General features: G+C 69.4%; 22 protein-coding genes. 13 read left to right on the top strand and 9 right to left on the bottom strand.

Annotation, left to right across the window (positions count from 1 at the left end; genetic code table 11):
• Positions 1-112 precede the first annotated feature (112 nt).
• On the top strand, positions 113-886 hold the full coding sequence (gene recO / locus ACWEH3_RS23995) for a DNA repair protein RecO (protein ID WP_450026453.1): 774 nt from the start codon (positions 113-115) through the stop codon (positions 884-886).
• A 159-nt stretch (positions 887-1,045) separates the two neighbouring features.
• Here recO and ACWEH3_RS23990 read toward each other — a convergent pair whose 3' ends face one another.
• Positions 1,046-1,426 (bottom strand): Aca2/YdiL-like domain-containing protein, encoded by a 381-nt coding sequence (locus ACWEH3_RS23990; RefSeq protein WP_355072476.1) that lies wholly within the window; start codon positions 1,424-1,426, stop codon positions 1,046-1,048.
• Between the two features lie 130 nt (positions 1,427-1,556).
• Here ACWEH3_RS23990 and ACWEH3_RS23985 point away from each other — a divergent pair, with 130 nt between their 5' ends.
• From ACWEH3_RS23985 to ACWEH3_RS23960, 6 genes are all read left to right on the top strand, one after another.
• Positions 1,557-2,366, top strand: a complete 810-nt coding sequence (locus ACWEH3_RS23985) for an isoprenyl transferase (RefSeq protein WP_450026455.1) — start codon at positions 1,557-1,559, stop codon at positions 2,364-2,366.
• A gap of 14 nt (positions 2,367-2,380) precedes the next feature.
• Positions 2,381-2,791, top strand: coding sequence for a YbjN domain-containing protein (locus ACWEH3_RS23980; protein ID WP_355072967.1), 411 nt, complete (start codon positions 2,381-2,383; stop codon positions 2,789-2,791).
• Positions 2,792-2,867: 76 nt separating this feature from the next.
• Complete coding sequence (locus ACWEH3_RS23975) at positions 2,868-3,809, top strand: ABC transporter ATP-binding protein (protein ID WP_450026457.1); 942 nt, start codon at positions 2,868-2,870, stop codon at positions 3,807-3,809.
• A gap of 1 nt (position 3,810) precedes the next feature.
• Positions 3,811-4,584: an ABC transporter permease gene (locus ACWEH3_RS23970; protein ID WP_450026459.1), complete on the top strand. Its 774-nt coding sequence runs from the start codon at positions 3,811-3,813 to the stop codon at positions 4,582-4,584.
• 243 nt (positions 4,585-4,827) lie between these two features.
• Entirely contained in the window at positions 4,828-6,012 is a 1,185-nt protein-coding gene (locus ACWEH3_RS23965) for a sensor histidine kinase (RefSeq protein WP_450026461.1), read from the top strand.
• 12 nt (positions 6,013-6,024) lie between these two features.
• Positions 6,025-6,630 carry a response regulator gene (locus ACWEH3_RS23960; RefSeq protein WP_450026463.1) on the top strand — a complete coding sequence of 202 codons (606 nt, stop codon included), beginning with the start codon at positions 6,025-6,027 and terminating at the stop codon, positions 6,628-6,630.
• Positions 6,631-6,638: 8 nt separating this feature from the next.
• On the opposite strand, the gene ACWEH3_RS23955 is transcribed toward ACWEH3_RS23960, so the two are convergent.
• Entirely contained in the window at positions 6,639-7,256 is a 618-nt protein-coding gene (locus ACWEH3_RS23955; protein ID WP_450026465.1) for a TetR/AcrR family transcriptional regulator, read from the bottom strand.
• Between the two features lie 103 nt (positions 7,257-7,359).
• On the opposite strand from ACWEH3_RS23955, the gene ACWEH3_RS23950 reads away from it, so the two are divergent.
• A complete protein-coding gene (locus ACWEH3_RS23950; RefSeq protein WP_450026467.1) occupies positions 7,360-8,331 on the top strand; it encodes a hypothetical protein in 972 nt (323 codons plus the stop codon).
• Between the two features lie 113 nt (positions 8,332-8,444).
• Here the strand turns inward: ACWEH3_RS23950 and ACWEH3_RS23945 are convergent, their stop codons facing one another.
• From ACWEH3_RS23945 to ACWEH3_RS23935, 3 genes are all read right to left on the bottom strand, one after another.
• Positions 8,445-9,410, bottom strand: a complete 966-nt coding sequence (locus ACWEH3_RS23945) for a hypothetical protein (RefSeq protein ID WP_450015265.1) — start codon at positions 9,408-9,410, stop codon at positions 8,445-8,447.
• A 126-nt stretch (positions 9,411-9,536) separates the two neighbouring features.
• Positions 9,537-9,971: a Fur family transcriptional regulator gene (locus ACWEH3_RS23940; RefSeq protein ID WP_450015264.1), complete on the bottom strand. Its 435-nt coding sequence runs from the start codon at positions 9,969-9,971 to the stop codon at positions 9,537-9,539.
• A gap of 3 nt (positions 9,972-9,974) precedes the next feature.
• Positions 9,975-10,325, bottom strand: a complete 351-nt coding sequence (locus ACWEH3_RS23935) for an ArsR/SmtB family transcription factor (RefSeq protein ID WP_067801183.1) — start codon at positions 10,323-10,325, stop codon at positions 9,975-9,977.
• A 194-nt stretch (positions 10,326-10,519) separates the two neighbouring features.
• On the opposite strand from ACWEH3_RS23935, the gene ACWEH3_RS23930 reads away from it, so the two are divergent.
• Entirely contained in the window at positions 10,520-11,911 is a 1,392-nt protein-coding gene (locus ACWEH3_RS23930; RefSeq protein WP_450015263.1) for a glycine--tRNA ligase, read from the top strand.
• Between the two features lie 47 nt (positions 11,912-11,958).
• Here ACWEH3_RS23930 and ACWEH3_RS23925 read toward each other — a convergent pair whose 3' ends face one another.
• The 3 genes from ACWEH3_RS23925 to ACWEH3_RS23915 form a co-directional block, all read right to left on the bottom strand.
• Positions 11,959-12,345 (bottom strand): DUF1707 domain-containing protein, encoded by a 387-nt coding sequence (locus tag ACWEH3_RS23925; RefSeq protein ID WP_450015262.1) that lies wholly within the window; start codon positions 12,343-12,345, stop codon positions 11,959-11,961.
• Between the two features lie 43 nt (positions 12,346-12,388).
• Positions 12,389-13,114, bottom strand: a complete 726-nt coding sequence (locus tag ACWEH3_RS23920; protein WP_450015261.1) for a DUF899 domain-containing protein — start codon at positions 13,112-13,114, stop codon at positions 12,389-12,391.
• A 92-nt stretch (positions 13,115-13,206) separates the two neighbouring features.
• Positions 13,207-13,821, bottom strand: a complete 615-nt coding sequence (locus ACWEH3_RS23915) for a TenA family protein (protein WP_450015260.1) — start codon at positions 13,819-13,821, stop codon at positions 13,207-13,209.
• 66 nt (positions 13,822-13,887) lie between these two features.
• Between ACWEH3_RS23915 and ACWEH3_RS23910 the strand changes: the two genes are divergently transcribed.
• Complete coding sequence (locus tag ACWEH3_RS23910) at positions 13,888-15,150, top strand: phthiocerol/phthiodiolone dimycocerosyl transferase family protein (RefSeq protein ID WP_450015259.1); 1,263 nt, start codon at positions 13,888-13,890, stop codon at positions 15,148-15,150.
• A gap of 26 nt (positions 15,151-15,176) precedes the next feature.
• Here the strand turns inward: ACWEH3_RS23910 and ACWEH3_RS23905 are convergent, their stop codons facing one another.
• Positions 15,177-17,150: a TPM domain-containing protein gene (locus ACWEH3_RS23905; protein ID WP_450015258.1), complete on the bottom strand. Its 1,974-nt coding sequence runs from the start codon at positions 17,148-17,150 to the stop codon at positions 15,177-15,179.
• 30 nt (positions 17,151-17,180) lie between these two features.
• On the opposite strand from ACWEH3_RS23905, the gene ACWEH3_RS23900 reads away from it, so the two are divergent.
• From ACWEH3_RS23900 to ACWEH3_RS23890, 3 genes are all read left to right on the top strand, one after another.
• Positions 17,181-17,858: an MBL fold metallo-hydrolase gene (locus ACWEH3_RS23900; protein ID WP_364427421.1), complete on the top strand. Its 678-nt coding sequence runs from the start codon at positions 17,181-17,183 to the stop codon at positions 17,856-17,858.
• Between the two features lie 70 nt (positions 17,859-17,928).
• Positions 17,929-18,609 carry a YdcF family protein gene (locus ACWEH3_RS23895; protein ID WP_450015273.1) on the top strand — a complete coding sequence of 227 codons (681 nt, stop codon included), beginning with the start codon at positions 17,929-17,931 and terminating at the stop codon, positions 18,607-18,609.
• A gap of 6 nt (positions 18,610-18,615) precedes the next feature.
• Positions 18,616-19,875, top strand: coding sequence for a deoxyguanosinetriphosphate triphosphohydrolase (locus tag ACWEH3_RS23890; protein WP_450015257.1), 1,260 nt, complete (start codon positions 18,616-18,618; stop codon positions 19,873-19,875).
• Positions 19,876-20,113: the final 238 nt, after the last annotated feature.

Here is a 20,113-nt window from a genome sequence, read left to right as displayed (position 1 = left end):
GCCGTCGCGTAGGCGACGAAGGAGCAAGCGGCGGTCGCGCACACGCGAGCCGGGCCGCGAACACCCAGCGCCGCAGGCGCTGGAAAAACAAACACAGCATTAGACTCCACTCGTGCGGCTGTATCGGGACGAGGCGGTAGTGGTTCGCCAGCACAAGCTGGGCGAGGCGGATCGCATCGTCACGCTGCTCACGCGACAGCACGGACTGGTTCGCGCGGTCGCCAAGGGGGTGCGGCGGACCAAGTCGAGGTTCGGGGCCCGGTTGGAGCCGTTTTCCTACATCGACGTGCAGCTGCACCCCGGGCGCACGTTGGACACCGTTACCCAGGTGCACACGATGGAGGCTTTCGCCGCCGATATCATCGATGACTACGGGCGCTACACCACCGCGTGCGCCGTTCTGGAGACCGCTGAACGCTTGGCGGGCGAGGAGCGTGCGCCCGCGCCCCGGCTGCACGCGCTCACCGCGAGCGCCCTGCGCGCCATCGCGGCCAAACAGCGCCCGCACGAACTGATCCTGGACGCATTCTTGTTGCGCGCCATGGGTTTCGCGGGCTGGGCGCCCGCATTGGACGAATGCGCCAAGTGCGCGACACCGGGCCCGCATCGGGCCTTCCATGTCGCGGCCGGAGGCGCGGTGTGCGTGCATTGCCGTCCACCGGGTGCGGCGACGCCCGCCCCCGGGGTGCTCGATCTGCTGGTGGCGTTGTTGCGCGGGGAGTGGGAGCAGGTCGAGGCGACGCCCGAGGCGGTGCGCAGGCAGGCCAGCGGGCTGGTCGCGGCGCACTTGCAGTGGCATCTGGAACGTCAGCTGCGCACCCTGCCGTTGATCGAGCGATCCAAGGACACAGCCGCGCGAACTCCGCAGGTAGCCGCGCGGGGTTGAGTGGTGGCGAGGCAGCCGCAGGGGAGGGCGCTGTCGGGCGGAGTCCGTTCCTCGGTCCGCACGGGGTTGAGTGGAGGCGAGGCAGCCGCAGGAGGGGGCGCTGTCGGGCGGAGTCCGTTCCTTGGTCCGCGCCGGGCCGAGCGAAGGCGAGGCAGCCGCCTACTCCACGAATTGGAGCTCTACCTGCGGCAACTCGTTCATGACGCGGGCGCACACGGCACGATGCCAGGTAGCCGGGTAGCGGGTGTCCGGCTCATGCTTGGAGTAGTCGTCGTTGGTCCGGTAGGTGTGCAGGCGGGGGGAGATCTCCCCGGCGTCGATGGCGTCGACCATGGCCTCGACCACCTGTTCGGTCTCGTCCGCGATGGCGGCGAGTTCGCGGGCCACGATGTCGGGGATCTGGAAGGCCCCTTTCTCCCACCGCTCGACGGTGCGTTCCGCGACCGCGAAGAACCGCGCGCACCACGGGACCGGGAGGCCGAGCAACTCACGAGTGGCACGGAAACCCGCCGCGGTTCCGGTCCCTGGTAAATCGGTCACGTTCGAGAAACCCCTCCCCAGTATCACGATATGGAAAGAATAAGTCACCGGTGCCGGTCGGAACCGTGGAATTCGTGAGGAAGCAACGGGGCAGTGGGGGCGGCGCGGGCGATCAGGCAGGATAGAGGCCGTGATCCTCCGCCGAGACTCCGCCACCGCGACCGACCCCGAGCCCGCGGGCGCCGTGCGTCCGCCCACGCCGCATCCGTCGGGAGCTCGGCCGCCGCAGCTGCCGCCGGAGCTGGTACCCAACCATGTCGCGCTCGTCATGGACGGCAACGGGCGCTGGGCCCAGGAGCGCGGATTGCCGCGCACCGCCGGGCACGAGCGTGGCGAGGCGGTGCTGATGGACACCGTGGAGGGCTGCATCGAGATCGGCGTCAAATGGTTGTCGGCGTACGCGTTCTCCACCGAGAACTGGCGGCGCAGCCCCGAGGAGGTGCGCTTCCTCATGGGCTTCAACCGTGACGTGATCCGCAGGCGCCGCGACGAGATGAACGAGATGGGCGTCCGGGTGCGCTGGGCGGGGCGGCGACCACGCCTGTGGCGCAGCGTGATCAAGGAACTGGAGGTCGCCCAGGAACTCACCAAGGACAACACGGTGATGACGTTGACCATGTGCGTCAACTACGGCGGCCGCGCCGAGATCGCCGACGCGGCAAGGGAGATCGCGCGCCGGGTGGCGGCGGGCGAGATCGACCCGGAGAAGGTCACCGAGGCGACGGTGGCGAAATACCTCGATGAACCCGATATGCCGGACGTGGACCTGTTCCTGCGCCCATCGGGCGAGTTCCGCAGCTCGAATTTCCTCATCTGGCAGTCCGCCTACGCCGAATTCGTCTACCAGGACACGCTTTTCCCCGATTTCGATCGCCGCAACCTGTGGGAGGCATGCCTCCAGTACGCCGCGCGGGACCGCCGTTTCGGTGGCACGAAGTGAGCGGGGGCGCGGACATGGACGCGGCGGTGACCCCGGACCGGGAACTGCAGGCACGGGCCGGGGCCTGCCTGTCGAGTTACGGCATCGACGTGCGCGTCGATGCCGAAGGGTCACTCGGCTTCGAGTACGAGGGCGCCTTGTCGTCGCTGCGCGCGGTGAATCTGGCGCCGGGCTTGGACGTGCTGAGCCTCACCTGCGTGCTGGCCTGGGATCGCCAGCTGAAACCGCAGCTGCACAAGCGGGTCGCCGAACGCAACAACGCGCTGCAGTTCGGTTCACTCACCGTGATCGGCCACGGCAAGCTCGCCGACGTCATCCTGCGCTACACCTTCCCCGCCGCGGGGCTGGACGACAAGGCGCTCACCACCATGCTGCTGCTCGTGCTGTCCAACGCGAGCCGCGCCAGGCAGGGTCTGCTGCCCTGAGGGCATGACATCTGTCATGCCGAAGTCGTGACAGCCGTGCGAGGTTCGGGGGCGGGTTTCCCGCGACCGTAGAGGCATGAGTTCAGCAACGACCACCGCGGTCCAGAGCCGGACGCGGCCCGCGCCCGCCGTCGCGCTGCGCGACCTGCGCAAGAGTTTCCGCACCCCGGCCGGCGTGGTGCACGCCGTCGACGGGCTCGACCTGGTGATCGAGCCGGGGGAGATCGTCGCCTTCCTCGGTCCGAACGGCGCGGGCAAATCCACCACCATCGACCTGCTGCTCGGCTTGGCGCGTCCGGATTCGGGCACCGTCTCGGTCTTCGGCACGGCGCCGGAGCGAGCCGTCTCCGCAGGCCGCGTCGCCGCGGTGCTGCAATCCGGTGGCCTGCTGCCGGACCTCACAGTCGTGGAGACGGTGCGGCTGGTGGCCACGCTGCACGCGAGTCCGCGCCCCGTCGAGGAGGTGCTCGCCCGCGCGGGCATCGCGGGGATCGCCGATCGCATGGTGGGCAAGTGCTCCGGCGGCCAGCGCCAGCGACTCCGGTTCGCGCTGGCGTTGTTGCCGGACCCGGAGCTGATCGTGCTCGACGAGCCCACCACCGGCATGGACGTCGAAGGGCGCCGGGAGTTCTGGAACGCGATGCGGGAGGATTCGCGGCGCGGCCGCACCGTCCTGTTCGCCACGCACTATCTGGACGAGGCCGACGCCTACGCCGACCGCATCGTGCTGGTGCGCGCGGGCCGGGTCATCGCCGACGACAGCGCGGCCGAGATCAAGAACCTGGCCGCGGGCCGTACCGTCGCCGCGACGCTGCCCGGCGCGGACCCCGCCCGGCTGCTCGTGATCCCCGGCGTCGACGACGTCGAGTTGCGTGGTGATCGAATCCTGGTGCGTGCCAAGGACTCCGACGCCGTCGCTCGATTTCTGCTGAACCACACCGCCGCGGTCGATCTGGAGATCACCGCGCACAACCTGGAAAACGCCTTTCTCGCGCTGACCACGGCCGGAGATCACTGACATGACCACACTCGTCTCCCGGTCCGTCGCCCCCACGCTCGGCGGCTTCAACCTCGGCTTCCTGCGCCTGGAACTGCGCCGCATGCTGCGCAACCGGCGGACCCTGATCTTCACGCTGATCATGCCGCCGCTGTTCTTCGTCATCTTCGGACTGCAATCCGATTACCGGACCCAGTCCTACGGCTCGGGCAACGTGACCGGCTATGTCATGGTGTCGATCGCGGTGTACGGCGCGATGCTGGCCGCCACCAGCGGCGGCGCGATGGTCGCCGTCGAGCGTGCGCAGGGATGGAGCCGCCAGCTGCGGCTCACACCGCTGCGGCCGGTGGCGTACATCGCGGTCAAGGCCGTGGTCGCGATGATGCTGGGGCTGATCTCGGTGGCCGCGGTGTTCGCGGTCGGCGCGGCGCTGGGCGCCCACCTGACGCCCGCCGCGTGGGTGGAGTGCTTCCTGCTCGCGTGGGTCGGCTCGCTCGTGTTCGCGGCCTTCGGCCTGTTCGTCGGCTATCTGCTGCCGTCGGAGAACGTGATGCAACTGCTCGGTCCGGTGCTGGCGGCGCTGTCGTTCGCGGGCGGACTGTTCATGCCGCTGCACGGCTGGTTCGCCACCGTGTCGAAGGTGATCCCCACCAATGGCGTAGCCACGCTGGCCCGGCTGCCGTTCGGCGACACCGGCGGCGGGTCGGTCGTCGGAGCGGTGGTCGATATCGTGGTCTGGTCGGCGGTCTTCGTGTTCGGTGGGGCCACGTTGTTCCGGCGTGACACCGCACGCTGAACGCCGGTCGGGCTACCGCTCGTCCACCCGGACGGCCGGTTCCGCCGCGCGCGGCCGGTGCGGTCGGACGGCGTTCCGTGGCGTCGGCGGACAGTGCGTGCGGTCCGGAGGAGCTCATAGCCGCGACGTATGCGCGATCCCGGGCGAACCGGTGCCGGTAGCGTCGCCTCCCATGATCGACCACGACCGGCGAGCCGTGTACCGCCGCCGCCTCCGTCCCGCCCGGCCACAGCGAGGTGGCGCATGGACGTGAAGACAGCGGGCGCCGCGCGGCCGAGAAGGTCCGCCGGTCTGGTGGACGGGATGCTCGGCTGGCAGTCGTTCGGTCCCGATGGACGGCGCAGGGGCTGGTTCGGCGCTGTCATGTCGCTGGTCTGGCTGGCCTATCTGATCGGACCGATCAGGCGGAGCTGGGCCGAGGGTGAGCCCGCACAGGCGGTGGCCGCCATCGCCTGCGTGCTCACGTTCGCGGCGCTGATCGTCGTCGCGTTCGTCGCGTTCCGCAGGTACGCCAAGGACGGCGCGCCCGACGACTTACCGGTCGACCGCAGGGCCTGGCTGCTGCTGGCCGCGATGGCGGCTTTGTCCGTGACGATGGGGGCGCTGCTCGGCGGGGACGGTCTGCCCACGGCGCTCTATGTCGCGGTGGTCGCCGTGTTCGTGCTTCCGCTGCGCACTTCGGCCGTCGTCGTGGTCGTGATCATGACGATCATGCTGGTGGCCCCGTTCGCGGTGCCGTCGTGGCATCTGGGCGGGACGCCGTTCTACCTCGCGTTCGTTCCCGTGGTCGTGTGGGTGGCGAGACAGCTCGGGGTGCGCGGCGACCGGCTCGCCGAGCTGGCTCGCAGGCAGCGCGCGGAACTGGAGATCATCGAGGAACGCAATCGCGTAGCCCGTGACGTGCACGACATCCTCGGCCATTCGCTCACCGTCATCACCGTGAAAACCGAACTCGCCCAACGATTGCTCGACGTCGACGCGAACCGTGCGCGGACCGAACTGGCCGATATCGAACGGCTCGCGCGCGAAGCGCTGGCCGGTGTGCGGGAGACCGTCGGAGGCCTGCGGGAGGTGTCGTTGCGCGGCGAGCTGGCCAACGCGCGGACCGCCCTGGCCGCCGCGAGCATCGACGCGGAACTGCCGGAGCCGGCGAGCCTGCCGGACACACCGTCGGGCGAACTGCTGGGTTGGGTGCTGCGCGAAGCGGTCACCAACGTGATCCGGCACAGCGCCGCGCGCCGCTGCACCGTGACCGTCACCGCGACGTCCATCGAGGTGGTCGACGACGGTCGCGGCCTCCCCGCCGACAGCGCGTCCGGCTCGGGGCTGGCCGGGCTGCGGGAGCGCGTGCGCGCCGCGGGTGGAACACTGACGCTGTCGACGCCGGAGGGCGGGGGCGTGCGCATTCGCGCCACGATCCCGGAATAGGAAGCGGGTGCCATGATCCGGCTGTTGCTGGCGGACGACCAGGCTTTGGTGCGCGGCGCACTGGCCGCGCTGCTCGGGCTGGAGCACGACCTGGAGGTGGTCGGCGAGGTCGGGCGTGGCGACGAGGTGCTCGACGCGGTCGAGCGGACCTGCCCCGACGTGGTGCTGCTGGACGTCGAGATGCCCGGGATGGACGGCATCACGGTGGCCGGGAAACTGCACGCCGCCCACCCGGACGTGCGGATTCTGATGGTCACCACCTTCGGCAGGCCCGGTTATCTGCGCCGCGCGATCGACGCAGGCGCGAGCGGTTTCGTCGTCAAGGACACTCCGGCCAGGGAATTGGCCGACGCCGTGCGGCGCGTACAGATGGGGTTGCGGGTGATCGACCCGGGCCTGGCCGCGGAAACGTTGACGGCGGGCACCTCCCCGCTGACCGCGCGAGAACGCGAGGTGCTGGTCGCGGCGGCCGACGGCGCGCCCGCGAGCGCCATCGCCAAGCGGTTGCACCTGTCGGAAGGCACGGTGCGCAACCACCTTTCGTCGGCGATCGGCAAGACCGGCACGAGCACGCGCGCGGAAGCGGTGCGCGCGGCCGAACGTCTCGGCTGGCTCTGACGGGCGGGTCAGCCGACTGCCGGACGCGCGGGCTCGCCGTAGGGGAGCAGGGTGCGCACGCCGAGCGCCAGCGTTTGCGGGTCGAGATCGCCGAGGATGAGGTGCTGGAGGATGAATCCCGGCAGCAGTCCGATGATCGCCTTGGCCACGGCGTCGACATCGGCGTCTTCGGGTAGCCAGCCTTTGTCACGCATGTGTTCGGCGTAGGTCACCCAGAGCGCGCGCATCGCGAGCATCGTCTCGCGGACCATCACCGCCGCCCCGGGATGTACCAGGGCCAGTGCCCAGGCTTGCGGCGCCAGTCGGACCGGCCCGTCGGGCCCGCTGCGCCGCACCACCTCCTCGGCGATCATGGTGATCAGTTCGGCGGGCGTGGGCAGCGGATCGCGGCGTATCGCCTCGTCCATGGCGATGCGCAAGGCCGCCGTCGTCTCCGTGGCGAGTGCGGTGATCAGTTCGTCCTTGCTCTTGAAGTAGCGGTAGACCGCACCGGCCGAGAGGCCCGATTCCGCGAACACGTCTTGCATGGAGGTCTCGTAGAACCCCTTGCGGGCGAAGCAGCGCCGTGCGGCGTCCATGATCTGCTGCCTGCGGCGTTCGAGGTGTTCTTCACTGACTCGGGGCATGGGCCCAAAATAAAACGAATATCCGTTCTTGACAACCGCTTGGCCTCGTGCGACGGTAGGCGCAACTAAAAAGAACGAGCATTCGATTTTCAGGGAGAAGGCCATGAACACCATGCAGCGGGCGTTCGCTCTCGGCCTCGGCGCCACCCTGCTCCAAGCGCTGATGCTGGTAGCGTTCGCCTGGCCCGCCGCGCACATCGCGCCCCGTGACCTGCCGCTGGCCGTCACCGGTCCGCAGGCGGCGATGATCACCGGCACTCTCGCCGAGCACAGTCCGGGCGCCTTCGAGATCAGCACGCCCGCGGACGAGGCCGCCGCCCGCGCCGCCATTCGGAACCGGGAGGTCTACGGGGCGATCGTCACCGGCGACGGGCCGCCGCGCATGCTGGTCGCCTCCGGCGCGAGTGCCGTTGTCGCACAGCAACTCACCCAGATCGGGCAGCAGCTCTCCGGCGCGCCCGCCGTTGCCGTCGAGGACGTGGTGGCGGCCGACTCCGACGATCCACGGGGCGCGGCCTTCGGCGCGATGGTGTTGCCGCTGGTGATGTCCGGCATCGCGGCGGGTGTGCTCCTGGCATTGCTGGTCCCGTCGATCGGCGGCAAAGTGCTCGGACTGGTCACCTTCGGCGTCGCGGGCGGACTGCTCGGCATGGCGATCATCCATGGCTGGCTGTCGGTGGTGCCCGGGTCGTATCCGGTGCTCGCGGCGGTCGGCGGGCTGGTGTCGTTCGCGGTCGCGGGCGCGGTGGTCGGGCTCGGCGCCGTGCTCGGGCGAGCAGGCATCGGCATCGCCGCGCTCACCATGCTGCTGGTCGGCAACCCGTTCTCCGCGGCTACGTCGGCGCCGGAGCTGGTGCCGCAGCCGTGGGGCACCGTCGGCCAGTGGCTGCCGCCCGGCGCCGCCGCGTCGCTGCTGCGCTCGGTCGCGTTCTTCGGCGGCATCGGCGCGAGCGGACCGCTACTGGTACTGCTGATCTGGAGTGCGGTCGCGCTCGCGCTGCTCGCTGTGGCCGCGGTGCGCGGTCGTCCGGCCGAGGCGCATGCTGCGGACCGGAACGCGATCCCGGTCGGCTGAATCCGTCACCGCGGCGGGCCGCCCTCGCGGGAGGGCGGCCCGCTGTCAGTGCTGTGCCCCTCGGCCGCAGCCGTTCTCGTCCTCGTGTTGCGCCACGGCTCCGGGCGGTCGGCTCAGCCCACCGTGAACGACAGGGTGGGCGCGGTGGCTGCGCCCTCTTGCTTCTGGGCGTTGTACGTCACGGTGTAGGGGCCGGTGCCAGGGGAGGGCACCACGAAGACCACGTAGTTCTTCGGGTTGTCGATGGTCTCGTTCGCGTTGAGCAACTCGTTGATCGGGCCCCGGATGTCGGCGGCCACGGTCTGGCCGTCAGGGGTCCGGACGGTGAAGTAGTCGTAGTAGATGTTCGTGCCGCCCGCGGCGATGCCGGGCCCGCCGACGAGCTTGATGCGCAGTGCGAGATCGGATTTGCCGTTCTCGTCCTTGGTGTAGCTCGGGCTGATCCGGCCGCCGGTGACCTGAATGGTCGTCTGGTCCTGCACGAGGGTGCCGGTGACGGCCAGCGTCTTCGGTTGGATACTGTCCACCTTGCCCGCCGCGGCGAGCGGAATCTTGGTCTGGTTGTCGGCGGCCGCGCCGTACACGACGGTCATCGTGTCGATGAGGTGCTCGGCGTCCTTGGCCGACTTGAACGACGTGGTCGCGGTGCCGGTGGCGGAGCCGTTGCCGGGCACTGTCGGGCTGTCGAAGATCGCGCCGCCGTCCACCTCTCTGCCGACCAGCAGCGACGGCGTGATGCTCAGCGTGTGGTTGTCGAGCGTGGTGTTCTTGTAGGTGATGTCGACGCGCACCTTCGCGCCGCCGTATTCGTCCGGCACCACGGTCGCCTTGTCCACAGTGATGTCGAATCCGTCGTACCAGCCGGTCTTGCCGACTGTGCGGACGGTGGACTGCCCGTTCGCCGCGCCCGGCTCCGCGGCCACTCCGGCGGCGGTGGTCGACGGGACCGCCACCGGAGTGCCGTCCTCGTCCTGGCACGCCGAAAGCAACAGCGCCGAGGCTACGACGAGCGCGGCCCCGGCGACGGTCACGGCCCGGCGGCGCACCGGGCGTACGGATGAGTCGGTGATCGTTGACACGCTGCCTCCCCAGCAGATGGCGGATCCTTCGTATCGAGCCCGGATCGGCCCGGTTTCCGAGGATCTCGCCGGTGAATCTCCGCTGGCCGCAGTCGCGTTAACCCGACACGCCGGGAATCGGTGTGATCACCGGTCGCGTCGGCGCGCCGTCCCGCATGCCGTGCAGGTGCCGAACACCTCGAGGGTGTGGCTGATCTCGGTGAAGCCGTGTTCGCCCGCGATCGCCTCGGCCCACGCCTCCACCGTCGGGCCCTCCACCTCCACGGTGCGGCCGCAATGCCTGCAGACCAGGTGGTGATGATGGCCGGTGGAGCACTGGCGGTATACCGACTCGCCGGAGTCGGTGCGCAGCACATCGACCATGCCCGCGTCGGCCAGCGACTGCAGCGTCCGGTAGACCGTGGTCAGCCCGATGCCCTCGCCGCGTTTGCGCAGCTCGTCGTGCAGGTCCTGGGCGGAGCGGAACTCATCGATGTCACCGAGCAGCGCGGCGATGGCGCTGCGCTGCCTGGTGCTGCGGATGCCGACCGGTTTCTGCGGAACGGCCGTGTTGTCTGGCACGAATCACCCTTCCTCGGCGTGCGCGACGGCGTCGACGACGATGTGCGCCAGATGGTCGTCGACGAGTTCGTAGAGCACCTCGCGACCCGAACGCTCACCGTGCACGACACCGGCGGCCTTGAGGATACGCAGATGCTGACTGACCAGGGGTTGCGTGACACCGAGCGCGTCGACCAGTTCGTGCACACACCGCGGCGATTCGCGCAACTGCAGCACGATAGCAATCCGAACCGGCGCGGCCAGCGCCCGCAACAGCTCACCCGCGTCCTCCAGCACGGTTCGCGGGGGTACCGGCGCCGGGCCCGGCGCCCGATACGGGTTGTGCGGCGGTGCCGCGGCGGTCTCGGCGGTCATGTCACCAACTCCTTAATGGAAAGCATTACCAGTTTGCGTATGCACAGGTGCGCATGTCAAACGGGCGCGCCGAACCGTGCGGTTGAAACCGCCGCGGACGCTGCCGATAGGCTGGGCGCAATCGCGGCTATGACACAAAACTATTGTGTTCATGCAAGGCAAATTCCGACTCGCAGTGGATGGAGAATTCTCGCGTGGCACCCAAGTCGAAGGTGGACACCGTTGCCAACCTCGCCAAGCGCCGGGGTCTGGTGTACCCGTGCGGTGAGATCTACGGAGGCACCAAGTCGGCGTGGGATTACGGGCCGCTGGGCGTCGAGCTCAAGGAGAACATCAAGAAGCAGTGGTGGCGCGCCATGATCACCGCCCGCGAGGACGTCGTCGGTCTCGACTCTTCGGTGATCCTGCCCCGTCAGGTATGGGTCGCCTCCGGTCACGTGGGCGTGTTCAACGACCCGCTGGTCGAGTGCCTCAACTGCCACCACCGCTTCCGGCAGGACCACCTGCAGGAGGCGTACGCGCTGAAGAACAAGATCGACGACCCCGATACGGTCTCGATGGAGCTCATCGCCTGCCCGAACTGCGGCACCGTCGGCCGCTGGACCGAGCCGCGCGACTTCAACATGATGCTCAAGACCTACCTCGGCCCGATCGAGTCCGAGGAGGGCCTGCACTACCTGCGCCCGGAGACCGCCCAGGGCATCTTCGTGAACTTCGCCAACGTGATGACGACCGCGCGCAAGAAGCCGCCGTTCGGCATCGCGCAGATCGGCAAGAGCTTCCGCAACGAGATCACCCCGGGCAACTTCATCTTCCGCACCCGCGAGTTCGAGCAGATGGAGATGGAGTACTTCGTCAAGCCGGGCGAGGACGAGGAGTGGTACAAGTACTGGATAGAGACGCGGTTCTCCTGGTACACCGACCTCGGCATCGACGCGGAGAACCTGCGGCTGTTCGTGCACCCGAAGGACAAGCTCTCGCACTACTCCGCGGGCACCACCGACATCGAGTACCGCTTCGGCTTCCAGGGCAACGAGTGGGGTGAGCTGGAGGGCATCGCCAACCGCACCGACTTCGACCTGAAGACGCACTCCGAGCACTCCGGCACCGAGCTGAGCTTCTTCGACCAGACCACCAACGAGCGCTACATCCCGTACGTCATCGAGCCGGCGGCAGGCCTCACCCGCTCGCTGATGGCCTTCCTGGTTGACGCCTACGCCGAGGACGAGGCGCCCAACGCCAAGGGCGGCGTTGACACCCGCACGGTGCTGCGCCTGGACCGCCGCCTCGCGCCGGTGAAGGCGGCGGTGCTGCCGCTGTCGCGCAACGCCGATCTCACGCCGAAGGCGAAAGACCTGGCCACGCAGCTGCGCAAGCACTGGAACGTCGAGTTCGACGACGCGGGCGCCATCGGCCGCCGCTACCGCCGCCAGGACGAGATCGGCACGCCGTTCTGCATCACGGTCGACTTCGAGACGCTCGACGACCAGGCGGTGACCATCCGCGAACGCGACACGATGACCCAGGAGCGCATCGCGCTGGACAAGGTCGAGGGCTACCTGGCCCAGCACCTGATCGGCGCCTGAGCTACGACGCGGCGCCCCGTGGTCGATGGGCCACGGGCCGCTGTCGTTCAGCTGTTCTTGCGGGTGACGATGCCGATCGTGGTCGGGATGAGCAGCGCGAGACCCCACGGCACCGCGACCCAGAACGGCCAGAAGTCACCCGCGCCGGTGGCCAGGTAGATCGCCACACACAGCGCGTTCACGAACACCCACGGCGTCCACATGATCGTGATCCACTGCGGAATGCCCTTGGCGCGCGCGGGCTGCGAGTCCCGTTGCGCGGGAAGGTCGGACAGCAACGGCGTCAGCTCGCCGTAGGTCTTGGCGGCGTATACCTGTTGCAGCCGATCATCGAATTCGGCGAGCGACAGCCTGCCCTCGTTCATCGCGAGGCGCAGCCGGTCGATGATCTTCTCGCGATCGGCGTCGGACGCCCGCATGTGCTCCTGACTCACCGTGTCAGCCTAGGTCCACTCGGCCGATGGGGCGGAGTGGTCGTCAGTGGCAATGGGATTCCGCCTTGCCGTAACTGTCGTGGTGCAGCGCTTCGCCGACGTGCTTCTGCCTTCCCAACGGCGTGAGATCGAGGTACTGGTGGGTGCCGATGAGGATGTCGCCGCCACGGCCGTAGGACGAGTAGGTGTGGAACACCGCGCCGTCGTCGTCACGCCAGAAGACGCTGGTGCCGGGCTGCTCACCTTCTCCGTGATAGCTGTGGCCGCGTGCCTCCAGCTCGGCCTTGCTTCGGTAGTTGTATTCCACCGGTACGCGGGATTCGTCCTGGGTGACATGGAAGTCGTAGTTGAAGTCGCTGTCGAACGACGAGTACATCGGGAAGGTCCAGCCCATGCGCTCGCGGTACCGGTCGAGCGTCTCCCACGGACCGCGTGACACGGCCGCGAAGGTGGTGTCCTGCGCGTTCAGGTGGGCCAGGTGGCCGACGTTGTCGAGCAGCATCGCGCAGCTCGGACAGCCCGCGTCCAGATCCCAGCGCCACATCATGTGGTAGACGATGAGCTGGCGGCGCCCGTCGAACAGTTCGGGCAGGGTCGTGCGGCCCGTCGGACCTTCGAAGACGTATTCCTTGTCGATCGCGACCATCGGCAGGGCGCGGCGTTTCGCCGCCAGCTCGTCCATGCGATGGGTGATCGCCTTCTCCTCGGCCAGCAAGCTGATACGCGCGGCCAGCCATTCCTCGCGTGACGCGACGGTGGGGCGGTTCATAAGGGTCTCCTCGATGCCGGGACAGTGCTCTGTACGGGTAGACGGAGCCGCCCGGTAGGAGTCATCGGCGGACCGAGGAATCCGTCCGGGGATCAGGGTCGGAGCGGAACGTCCCAGAACGCCAGCTCGTGCCGGAGCCCTTCGCGGAACAGCTCTTCCGCCCGCACCGGATCGACCCCGGACTCGTCGATCATCTGCGCGCAGCGGCGAGTGAGGGCGGCGAATCCGGGATCGGCGTAGGTGTCCACCCAGCGGCGGTAGCGCGGTTCGGCGGGCGGGTGCTGGGCGAGCCGGGCGCCGAGCGTGGAGTATCCCCACATGCAGGGGTAGAGCGCGGCGAGACCTTCGCCGTAGGACGCGGCGGAATCCAGCAGAAACGCCGTGTACGCGGTGCACGGAGCGCCTTTGACCGCGCCGTCGAGGTCCGCGCCGAACTCGGCGGCCAGCGAGCGGTGCAGCGACAGCTCCTCGTGGTAGGTGGCGTGCGCGAGGTCGACCAGGTCGCCGAGATAGGCTGCCGGAGCTTGCCATGCGAGGCGGGCGAACACCCGGACGTAGTCGAGCAGGAACAGGTAGTCCTGCTCCAGCCAGGACCGGAAGACCGGTTCGGGCAGGGTGCCCTCGGCGATACCGAGCACGGTGGGATGGGCGAGTTGTTCCTCCACCGCGGGAAGGCCGATCTGCTCCAGACGCGCCGCGAGACTCATACCGGCAGTCTTCCGCATCCGCCCGGTCGGTTTGCAACCGTGCCGGTAGTGCCGCACCCTTGCCGTGTGTTGTGGGATGAGGAAGCTCCGATTCGCGTGCTGGCGCCGTCGGAGCAGCGGTTCGTTCGGCATGGCACCTACACGGGCCGGTCGGTGTCGGTACGGGGAGCGCTCGATGTGACGGCGCTGCGGGAGGCATTCGCGACCTTACGGCGCGCGTATCCGGTGATCGGCTGCAGAATCGTGGAAGACGCTGCGGGACTGGGATATCTGTTCGGCGCGGACGAGACGGCATGGATCCCGGTTTCCGTGCGCGAGGGCGACCTGGCGGCGATCGGCGTTCCCGCGATGGATCCGGCGGTCCAGCTGGCCTATCTGGACGTCGTGGGCTCGGGTGCGAACGAGTGGCGTGTCACGCTGTTCGCTCACCACAGCGTCGCCGACGCGGGCTACTGTGTGGAACTGCTGTCCCGACTATGGGATTTCTATACCGGCGTTCTCGAAGGTCGGCCGATAAACGTTGCACCACAAGCGCTCCCGCAATCTTTGGAGTGGTATGCGGCGGAACGGGGCATCACCGCCGCCGGGAAGTCCGGATTCGAGGAGGTGACCGAGCCGCTTCCGCCGGAGGCTCGGAACGTGCCGTCCGATGACGCGAAACCCGCGCCGAGTACGCTCGCCCGTCCGGTACGCGTGCGGCTCAACCGGGCGGCTACAGCGCAGATCACCGATCTCGCACGCAAGACCGGTGTGACGGTGAACGGTTTGCTCACCGCCGCACTGCTGCGCGCGTACGCTCGTGAGACAGGCGGCGGCGCAAAAACTCTGGGCTGCTTGTATCCGGTCGACCTGCGCAACAGGCTGGAGCCGCCGGTCGCCGCCTCGGCGGGTACCAACATGGCCGGGCTGGCTTCCTTCGCGGCCGAGGTGGACCCGGCCGCCAGCCCGGTCGAACTGGCCCAGCGCATTTCGGATCGGCTGACGCGCGACCTGTCCGAGGGCGTCGTGCAGCAGTCCGTGCTGCACTTCCCGGAATACTACGGTGCCACCAGGATTCATTCGCTGGCCGGACATATCGCGGTAACCAATACCGGCGTCGTCCCGGTGTTCCGCACACCTGCCACGCTCGAGCTCACCGACTACGAGATCGTCTACGTCTCGGCGCATCCTCGCCCGTCTGCGGGCGCGTCGGCCGCGGTCACCTATCTGGTGTACACCTTCGCGCAGGAGCTGACCGTCGGTGTGCTCGGCGGCGGCGCACACGCCGACGGCCTCCCCGAGGCGGTGCGGGCCGAGCTGACCGCCTTATCGGCGGCAGGGGGCCGCTGAATCCCGGTCCATCGCCGCACGCGGTGTCAGAATCTGCCGCCACGGCCGATCCGCCGGGAACCGGAGGAACCACCGTACGAGCCGGGGCTCCAGCCGCCCCCGGAGTGCCGAGCGCCGCCCGCCGCCCCGCGCAGCAGTCCTTCGAGCAAAATGCCGCCGAGCACCGCCCCGGTCTGGGCGCTGCCGGAGGGCGCCCGGTCCGCCTCCCATGCCCGCACGCTGGCCTGCGCCGCTCGGAGCGCGCGCCCGGCCAGATCCGCCGCCGCCTGCGCGCGCAGCAGTGCGTCGGCGGGATCGTTCGCGCTCGACCGCTGCGCCTCATCGAGGTTGCGCTGTGCTTCCGACAGGCGGGTGCGCGCTTCGGCGTCGATGCCGCCGCGCCGGGTGCCGATGTAATCGGCGGCCGCACCGATCCGGGCGCGGGCGTCCGTGAGCGCTCGATCGAGCCTGCGGCGCAGGTCCTCGGCGGCGAGTTTGCGGTCGGTGGCCCCCGCGACGGCGCGGTCCAGATCCGCGTCGGCGGTGACCGCGTCGTGGAAGGCGCTCAGCGGATCGATGTCGCCCGTGGCCGTCGCCTGCTCGAGAGCGGACTGCGCCGCGGTGCGGGCGTCGGCCAGTTCCGGCCCGCCGTAGTCGGCGAGCTCGGCGGCGGAGGCGAGGTCGCGGCGCAACTCGTCCAGCACACCCGGCAGGCCGTCGCCGGCCTGCTGGATGGCGCTCGACGCGTTGTCGACCGCGTCGAGCAGGGAGCGAGCCTGCCCGATCGCGGCCTCGGCGGAACGAATGGCGGCGACCGCGCCGCCTTGCTCGCCGACCGGCTCGGTGAGCGCGGAACGTCCCGCGTCGACGTTCTGCTCCGCGAACGCCAGGCGCTCGCGTGCCATCCGCACGTTGTCCTCGATCGGCGCGAGCACACTCGCCGGATGGGTGGCGGCGAGCCGGCTCAGCTCGGTTTCCGAGCCGGGAATCCGGGCGGTCACGTCGACGACGTCCCTGGTGAGGGCGTCCAGCCGAACCGAGGCGTTGAGCAGCAGATCGCGCATCGCGTCGAATTCCGTGACCTGCGCGTCCAGTTCCCGATCGGCGCGCCCCACCTTGCCGATCAGCTCGACCAGCAGCGAGCGCTGTTCGTCGGGGGTCTCCGGGATCGCGTCGTCCAGGCGCTGCCGGATCGCGAACGCCGCCGCGGCAGCGGTTTTCGCCTTGTCGAGGGCGGTGCGGAAGGGCGTGGTTGCGGTGGCGCCGAACTCGCCGGTGGCGAGCTCGAGTTCCTCGCCGCTGGTGCGAATCGCGTTGTCGATCTCCACCAGCGTCTCCCGAGAGCGGGTCTGCAGCGCTTCCAACGGCAGTTCGGCCAGCGCGCTCGCGTTCTCCGGATCCAATTGCCGTGCCGCCGCCAGCTCGGCATCGAACCGTTCACGACGTCGTCTGCGCGCGTACCAGACGAGGCCGCCCGCCACCAGAATCACCAGCAGGCCGATGACGAGCAGAGCGCGGACGTTCACCCCGCCGCCGCGCATGGCCGCGTCCAGTCCGTCGGCGGTCGCGACCCCCGCGTCGGCCCAGCGTCCGTCGCGCAGGGCCGGCTCGACGCGGCCGATCAGGATGTCGTCGAGTTCGGAATCGCTGATCTCGCCGGGCACTTCGCCCTCCAGCCAATACGCGCGATCCTCGGTGGCGACCGCGAGCAGCAGGTCGCGTTGGCCGAACCCGGATAGCGAGGCGGTGCGCCTGGCCCAGTCCCGCGGCTGCATCCCGTCGAAGCCGCGCACGTACACCACCCACAGCCGCAGCTGCTGATCGGCGTAGAGCTGGTCCACCGCACCGCGCACCCGGTCGCGCTGACCTTGGTCGAGCGCACCGGCCGGATTCTCCACATAGGTGGTCATCCGTAGCGGCGGTTCCGCCGCGATCGTCGGAGCGCCAAGCAGGGCGGTCGCGGCCAGGAGGACGCTGATCGCGAGCAAGCGGACGAAGCGGATCCGCGACGGCAGTGACATGGCACGAATCTAGCTCGCTAGCATCATTTCGTGATCACCATCGATCGCCCGTACAGCGGCCACGTCTCACCGGATTCGAATCCGCAGCAGCGCGACGTCCCCGGCGCCCGCATCGTCAAGATGTCCGTCGGCGGCATGGACAACAACTGTTACCTGGTGCAGTGCACCGGCACCGGCGCGGCCCTGCTCATCGACGCCGCCAACGAGGCGCCCCGCATCGCGGCCCTCGTCGAGCAGGAGGCGCCCGGGCAGGTCCAGCTGATCGTCACCACCCATCAACACCGCGACCACTGGCTGGCGCTGCGGGAGACCACCGCGGCCACCGGCGCTCCCACCGCGGCGCACCCGCTCGACGCCGACCCGCTGCCGGTCCGCCCCGATCGGCTGCTCGCCGAGGGCGACACCGTCACCATCGGCGATCTGGTCTTCGAGGTCATCCACCTGCGCGGCCACACGCCGGGGTCGATCACCCTCGCGCTCACCGACGGGGCGGGACGCACCCACCTGTTCACCGGGGACTCGCTGTTTCCCGGCGGCGTCGGGCGCACCACCTCCCCGGAGGACTTCGGCTCGCTGTTCACCGACGTCTCGGCCAAGCTCTTCGACCGCTACCCCGACGACACCGTCGTCTACCCTGGCCACGGCGACGACACCACCCTCGGCGCCGAGCGTCCCAGCCTTCCGGCCTGGCGAGACCGCGGCTGGTAACCGCCCCTGACGGTAACCGGTCCGGGGCCTGCGCGGCTTTTGGCAGACTTGGGGAGTGAATTCGCCAACGATGCGCACCCGAGCCGTCCCGGCGCCCGAACCTGCCCGCCCACAGGGCTTCGGCGCCGGGTTGCTGCGCTGGACCCGGCGGCTCGTCGTCGGCTCCGTCGTGATGGGCGCGCTCCTGGTCGGCGGGACCGCCTTCCGGGTGTGGCAGGTCGCGCGCATCGACGACTACACGAAGGCCGACGCGATCGTCGTGCTCGGCGCGGCGCAGTACTCCGGAACGCCGTCCTCGGTGTTCGAGGCGCGACTCGATCAGGCGTACAAGCTGTTCCGGGCGGGTGTCGCTCCGCGCGTCATCACCGTGGGCGGCAAGCAGGAGGGCGATCTGTTCACCGAAGCCGCCTCGGGCAAGAACTATTTGCAGGCGCGCGGCGTGCCCGCCGACAAGATCCTCGCCGTGGAAACCGGATCGGACACCCTGCGCAGCATCGAAGCGGTGGTCACGGCGATGCGGGCGCGGGACATGTCCTCGGCGGTGCTGGTCAGCGATCCCTGGCATTCGCTGCGCACCCGCACCATGGCCCGCGACGAGGGGCTGGCGGCGTGGACCGCCCCCACCAGAACCGGTCCCGCCGTCTACACGCGGGAATCCCAGGCGCACGGCATCGCCAGGGAGACCGGCGCCCTGCTGTGGTACCAGCTCACCCACTTCTCGGCGGATTTCACCTACACGGCGGGACAGTGAGGCTCGATGAGCGCCCGGTACACCGATCACGACACCGAACGCCTCGTCGTCGAGGGCGCCAAGACCGCGGGGCTCGGACCGCCGCGCAGTGAGTTCGAGACCGGCCACCGGACCGAATTCGCCCGCGACCGGGCCCGCGTGCTGCACTCCGCGGCGCTGCGCAGACTGGCGGACAAAACGCAGGTCATGGGTCCGCGAGAGGCGGACACCCCGCGCACTCGGCTGACCCATTCGCTGGAGGTCGCCCAGATCGGCCGCAGCATCGCCGATGGCCTCGGCTGTGATCCGGACCTGGTGGATCTGGCCGGTCTGGCCCATGACATCGGCCATCCGCCCTACGGCCACAACGGCGAGAAAGCCCTCGACACCTTCGCCGACGCCTTCGGCGGGTTCGAAGGCAACGCGCAGAACCTGCGCATCCTCACCCGCCTCGAACCGAAGGTGCTCGAGGCCGACGGCGCCAGCGCGGGCCTCAACCTCACTCGCGCCGCACTCGACGCCGCGCTCAAATATCCCTGGGGGCGAACCGGTCCCGGCACCAAATTCGGCGCCTACGAGGTCGACGCCGAGCGCCTGGAGTGGATCCGCAAGGGTGCGCCGGACCGGCGCCGCAGCCTCGAATGCCAGATCATGGACTGGTCCGACGACGTCGCCTACTCGGTGCACGACGTCGAGGACGGCGTCCTCGCGGGCCGGATCGATCTGCGCGCGCTGGCCGACCCCGCCGAACAGGACGCGCTGGCCGCGCTCGGCCAGTTCCAGCACTCGCTGGCCGCCGACGAGCTGATCGCCGCCGCGCAACGGCTGTCGGAACTTCCGGTGGTCGCGGCTGCGTCCGGATACGACGGCACGTTCACCGCTTCGGTCGCGCTGAAGCGCCTCACCAGCGAGCTCGTCGGCCGCTTCGCCACCGCCGCGATCATGGCGACCAAAGAGGTGTCCGGTCCGCAGCCGCTGTCCCGGTACAACGCGGATCTGGAGGTGCCGCGCATCGTCGCCGCCGAGGTGGCGCTGCTGAAGACGGTCGCGTTGCGCTATGTGATGTCCGACCCGGCACACCGGCTGCGGCAGGCCGCCCAGCGCGAACGCATCCTCGCCGTGGCCGAACGCTTGCTGGCCACCGCTCCCGGCAGACTCGATCCGCTGCTGCTGCCGTTCTGGAACGCCGCCACCGATGACACCGCCCGCGTGCGCGTCGTGGTGGACCAGATCGCTTCCTACACCGAAAGCCGCCTGGAGCGAGTCGCGGGCGAGTTGAAGATCTAGGCGTACCTCCGCCTTCGCTCCGGCCATGCGCGGGGCTATGGACGGACCGACGTCCGGCAGTGCCTATTTCTGCGTACCTCCGCCTTCGCTGCGGCCATGCGCGGGGCTATGGACGGACCGACGTCCGGCAGTGCCTATTTCTGCGTACCTCCGCCTTCGCTGCGGCCATGCGCGGGGCTATGGACGGACCGACGTCCGGCAGTGCCTATTTCTGCGTACCTCCGCCTTCGCTGCGGCC

This window comes from Nocardia sp. NPDC004718 (assembly GCF_053601535.1).
This window is presented reverse-complemented; position numbering and strand designations above follow the sequence as displayed.

Bases quoted from the DNA above. Each gene is read 5' to 3' on its own strand.
- ACWEH3_RS23980 (WP_355072967.1), top strand. From the start codon at position 2,381: ATGGACGCGGCGGTGACCCCGGACCGGGAACTGCAGGCACGGGCCGGG.
- ACWEH3_RS23975 (WP_450026457.1), top strand. From the start codon at position 2,868: ATGAGTTCAGCAACGACCACCGCGGTCCAGAGCCGGACGCGGCCCGCG.
- ACWEH3_RS23970 (WP_450026459.1), top strand. From the start codon at position 3,811: ATGACCACACTCGTCTCCCGGTCCGTCGCCCCCACGCTCGGCGGCTTC.
- ACWEH3_RS23965 (WP_450026461.1), top strand. From the start codon at position 4,828: ATGGACGTGAAGACAGCGGGCGCCGCGCGGCCGAGAAGGTCCGCCGGT.
- ACWEH3_RS23960 (WP_450026463.1), top strand. From the start codon at position 6,025: ATGATCCGGCTGTTGCTGGCGGACGACCAGGCTTTGGTGCGCGGCGCA.
- ACWEH3_RS23955 (WP_450026465.1), bottom strand. From the start codon at position 7,256: ATGCCCCGAGTCAGTGAAGAACACCTCGAACGCCGCAGGCAGCAGATC.
- ACWEH3_RS23950 (WP_450026467.1), top strand. From the start codon at position 7,360: ATGAACACCATGCAGCGGGCGTTCGCTCTCGGCCTCGGCGCCACCCTG.
- ACWEH3_RS23935 (WP_067801183.1), bottom strand. From the start codon at position 10,325: ATGACCGCCGAGACCGCCGCGGCACCGCCGCACAACCCGTATCGGGCG.
- ACWEH3_RS23920 (WP_450015261.1), bottom strand. From the start codon at position 13,114: ATGAACCGCCCCACCGTCGCGTCACGCGAGGAATGGCTGGCCGCGCGT.
- ACWEH3_RS23915 (WP_450015260.1), bottom strand. From the start codon at position 13,821: ATGAGTCTCGCGGCGCGTCTGGAGCAGATCGGCCTTCCCGCGGTGGAG.
- ACWEH3_RS23905 (WP_450015258.1), bottom strand. From the start codon at position 17,150: ATGTCACTGCCGTCGCGGATCCGCTTCGTCCGCTTGCTCGCGATCAGC.
- ACWEH3_RS23895 (WP_450015273.1), top strand. From the start codon at position 17,929: ATGCGCACCCGAGCCGTCCCGGCGCCCGAACCTGCCCGCCCACAGGGC.
- ACWEH3_RS23890 (WP_450015257.1), top strand. From the start codon at position 18,616: ATGAGCGCCCGGTACACCGATCACGACACCGAACGCCTCGTCGTCGAG.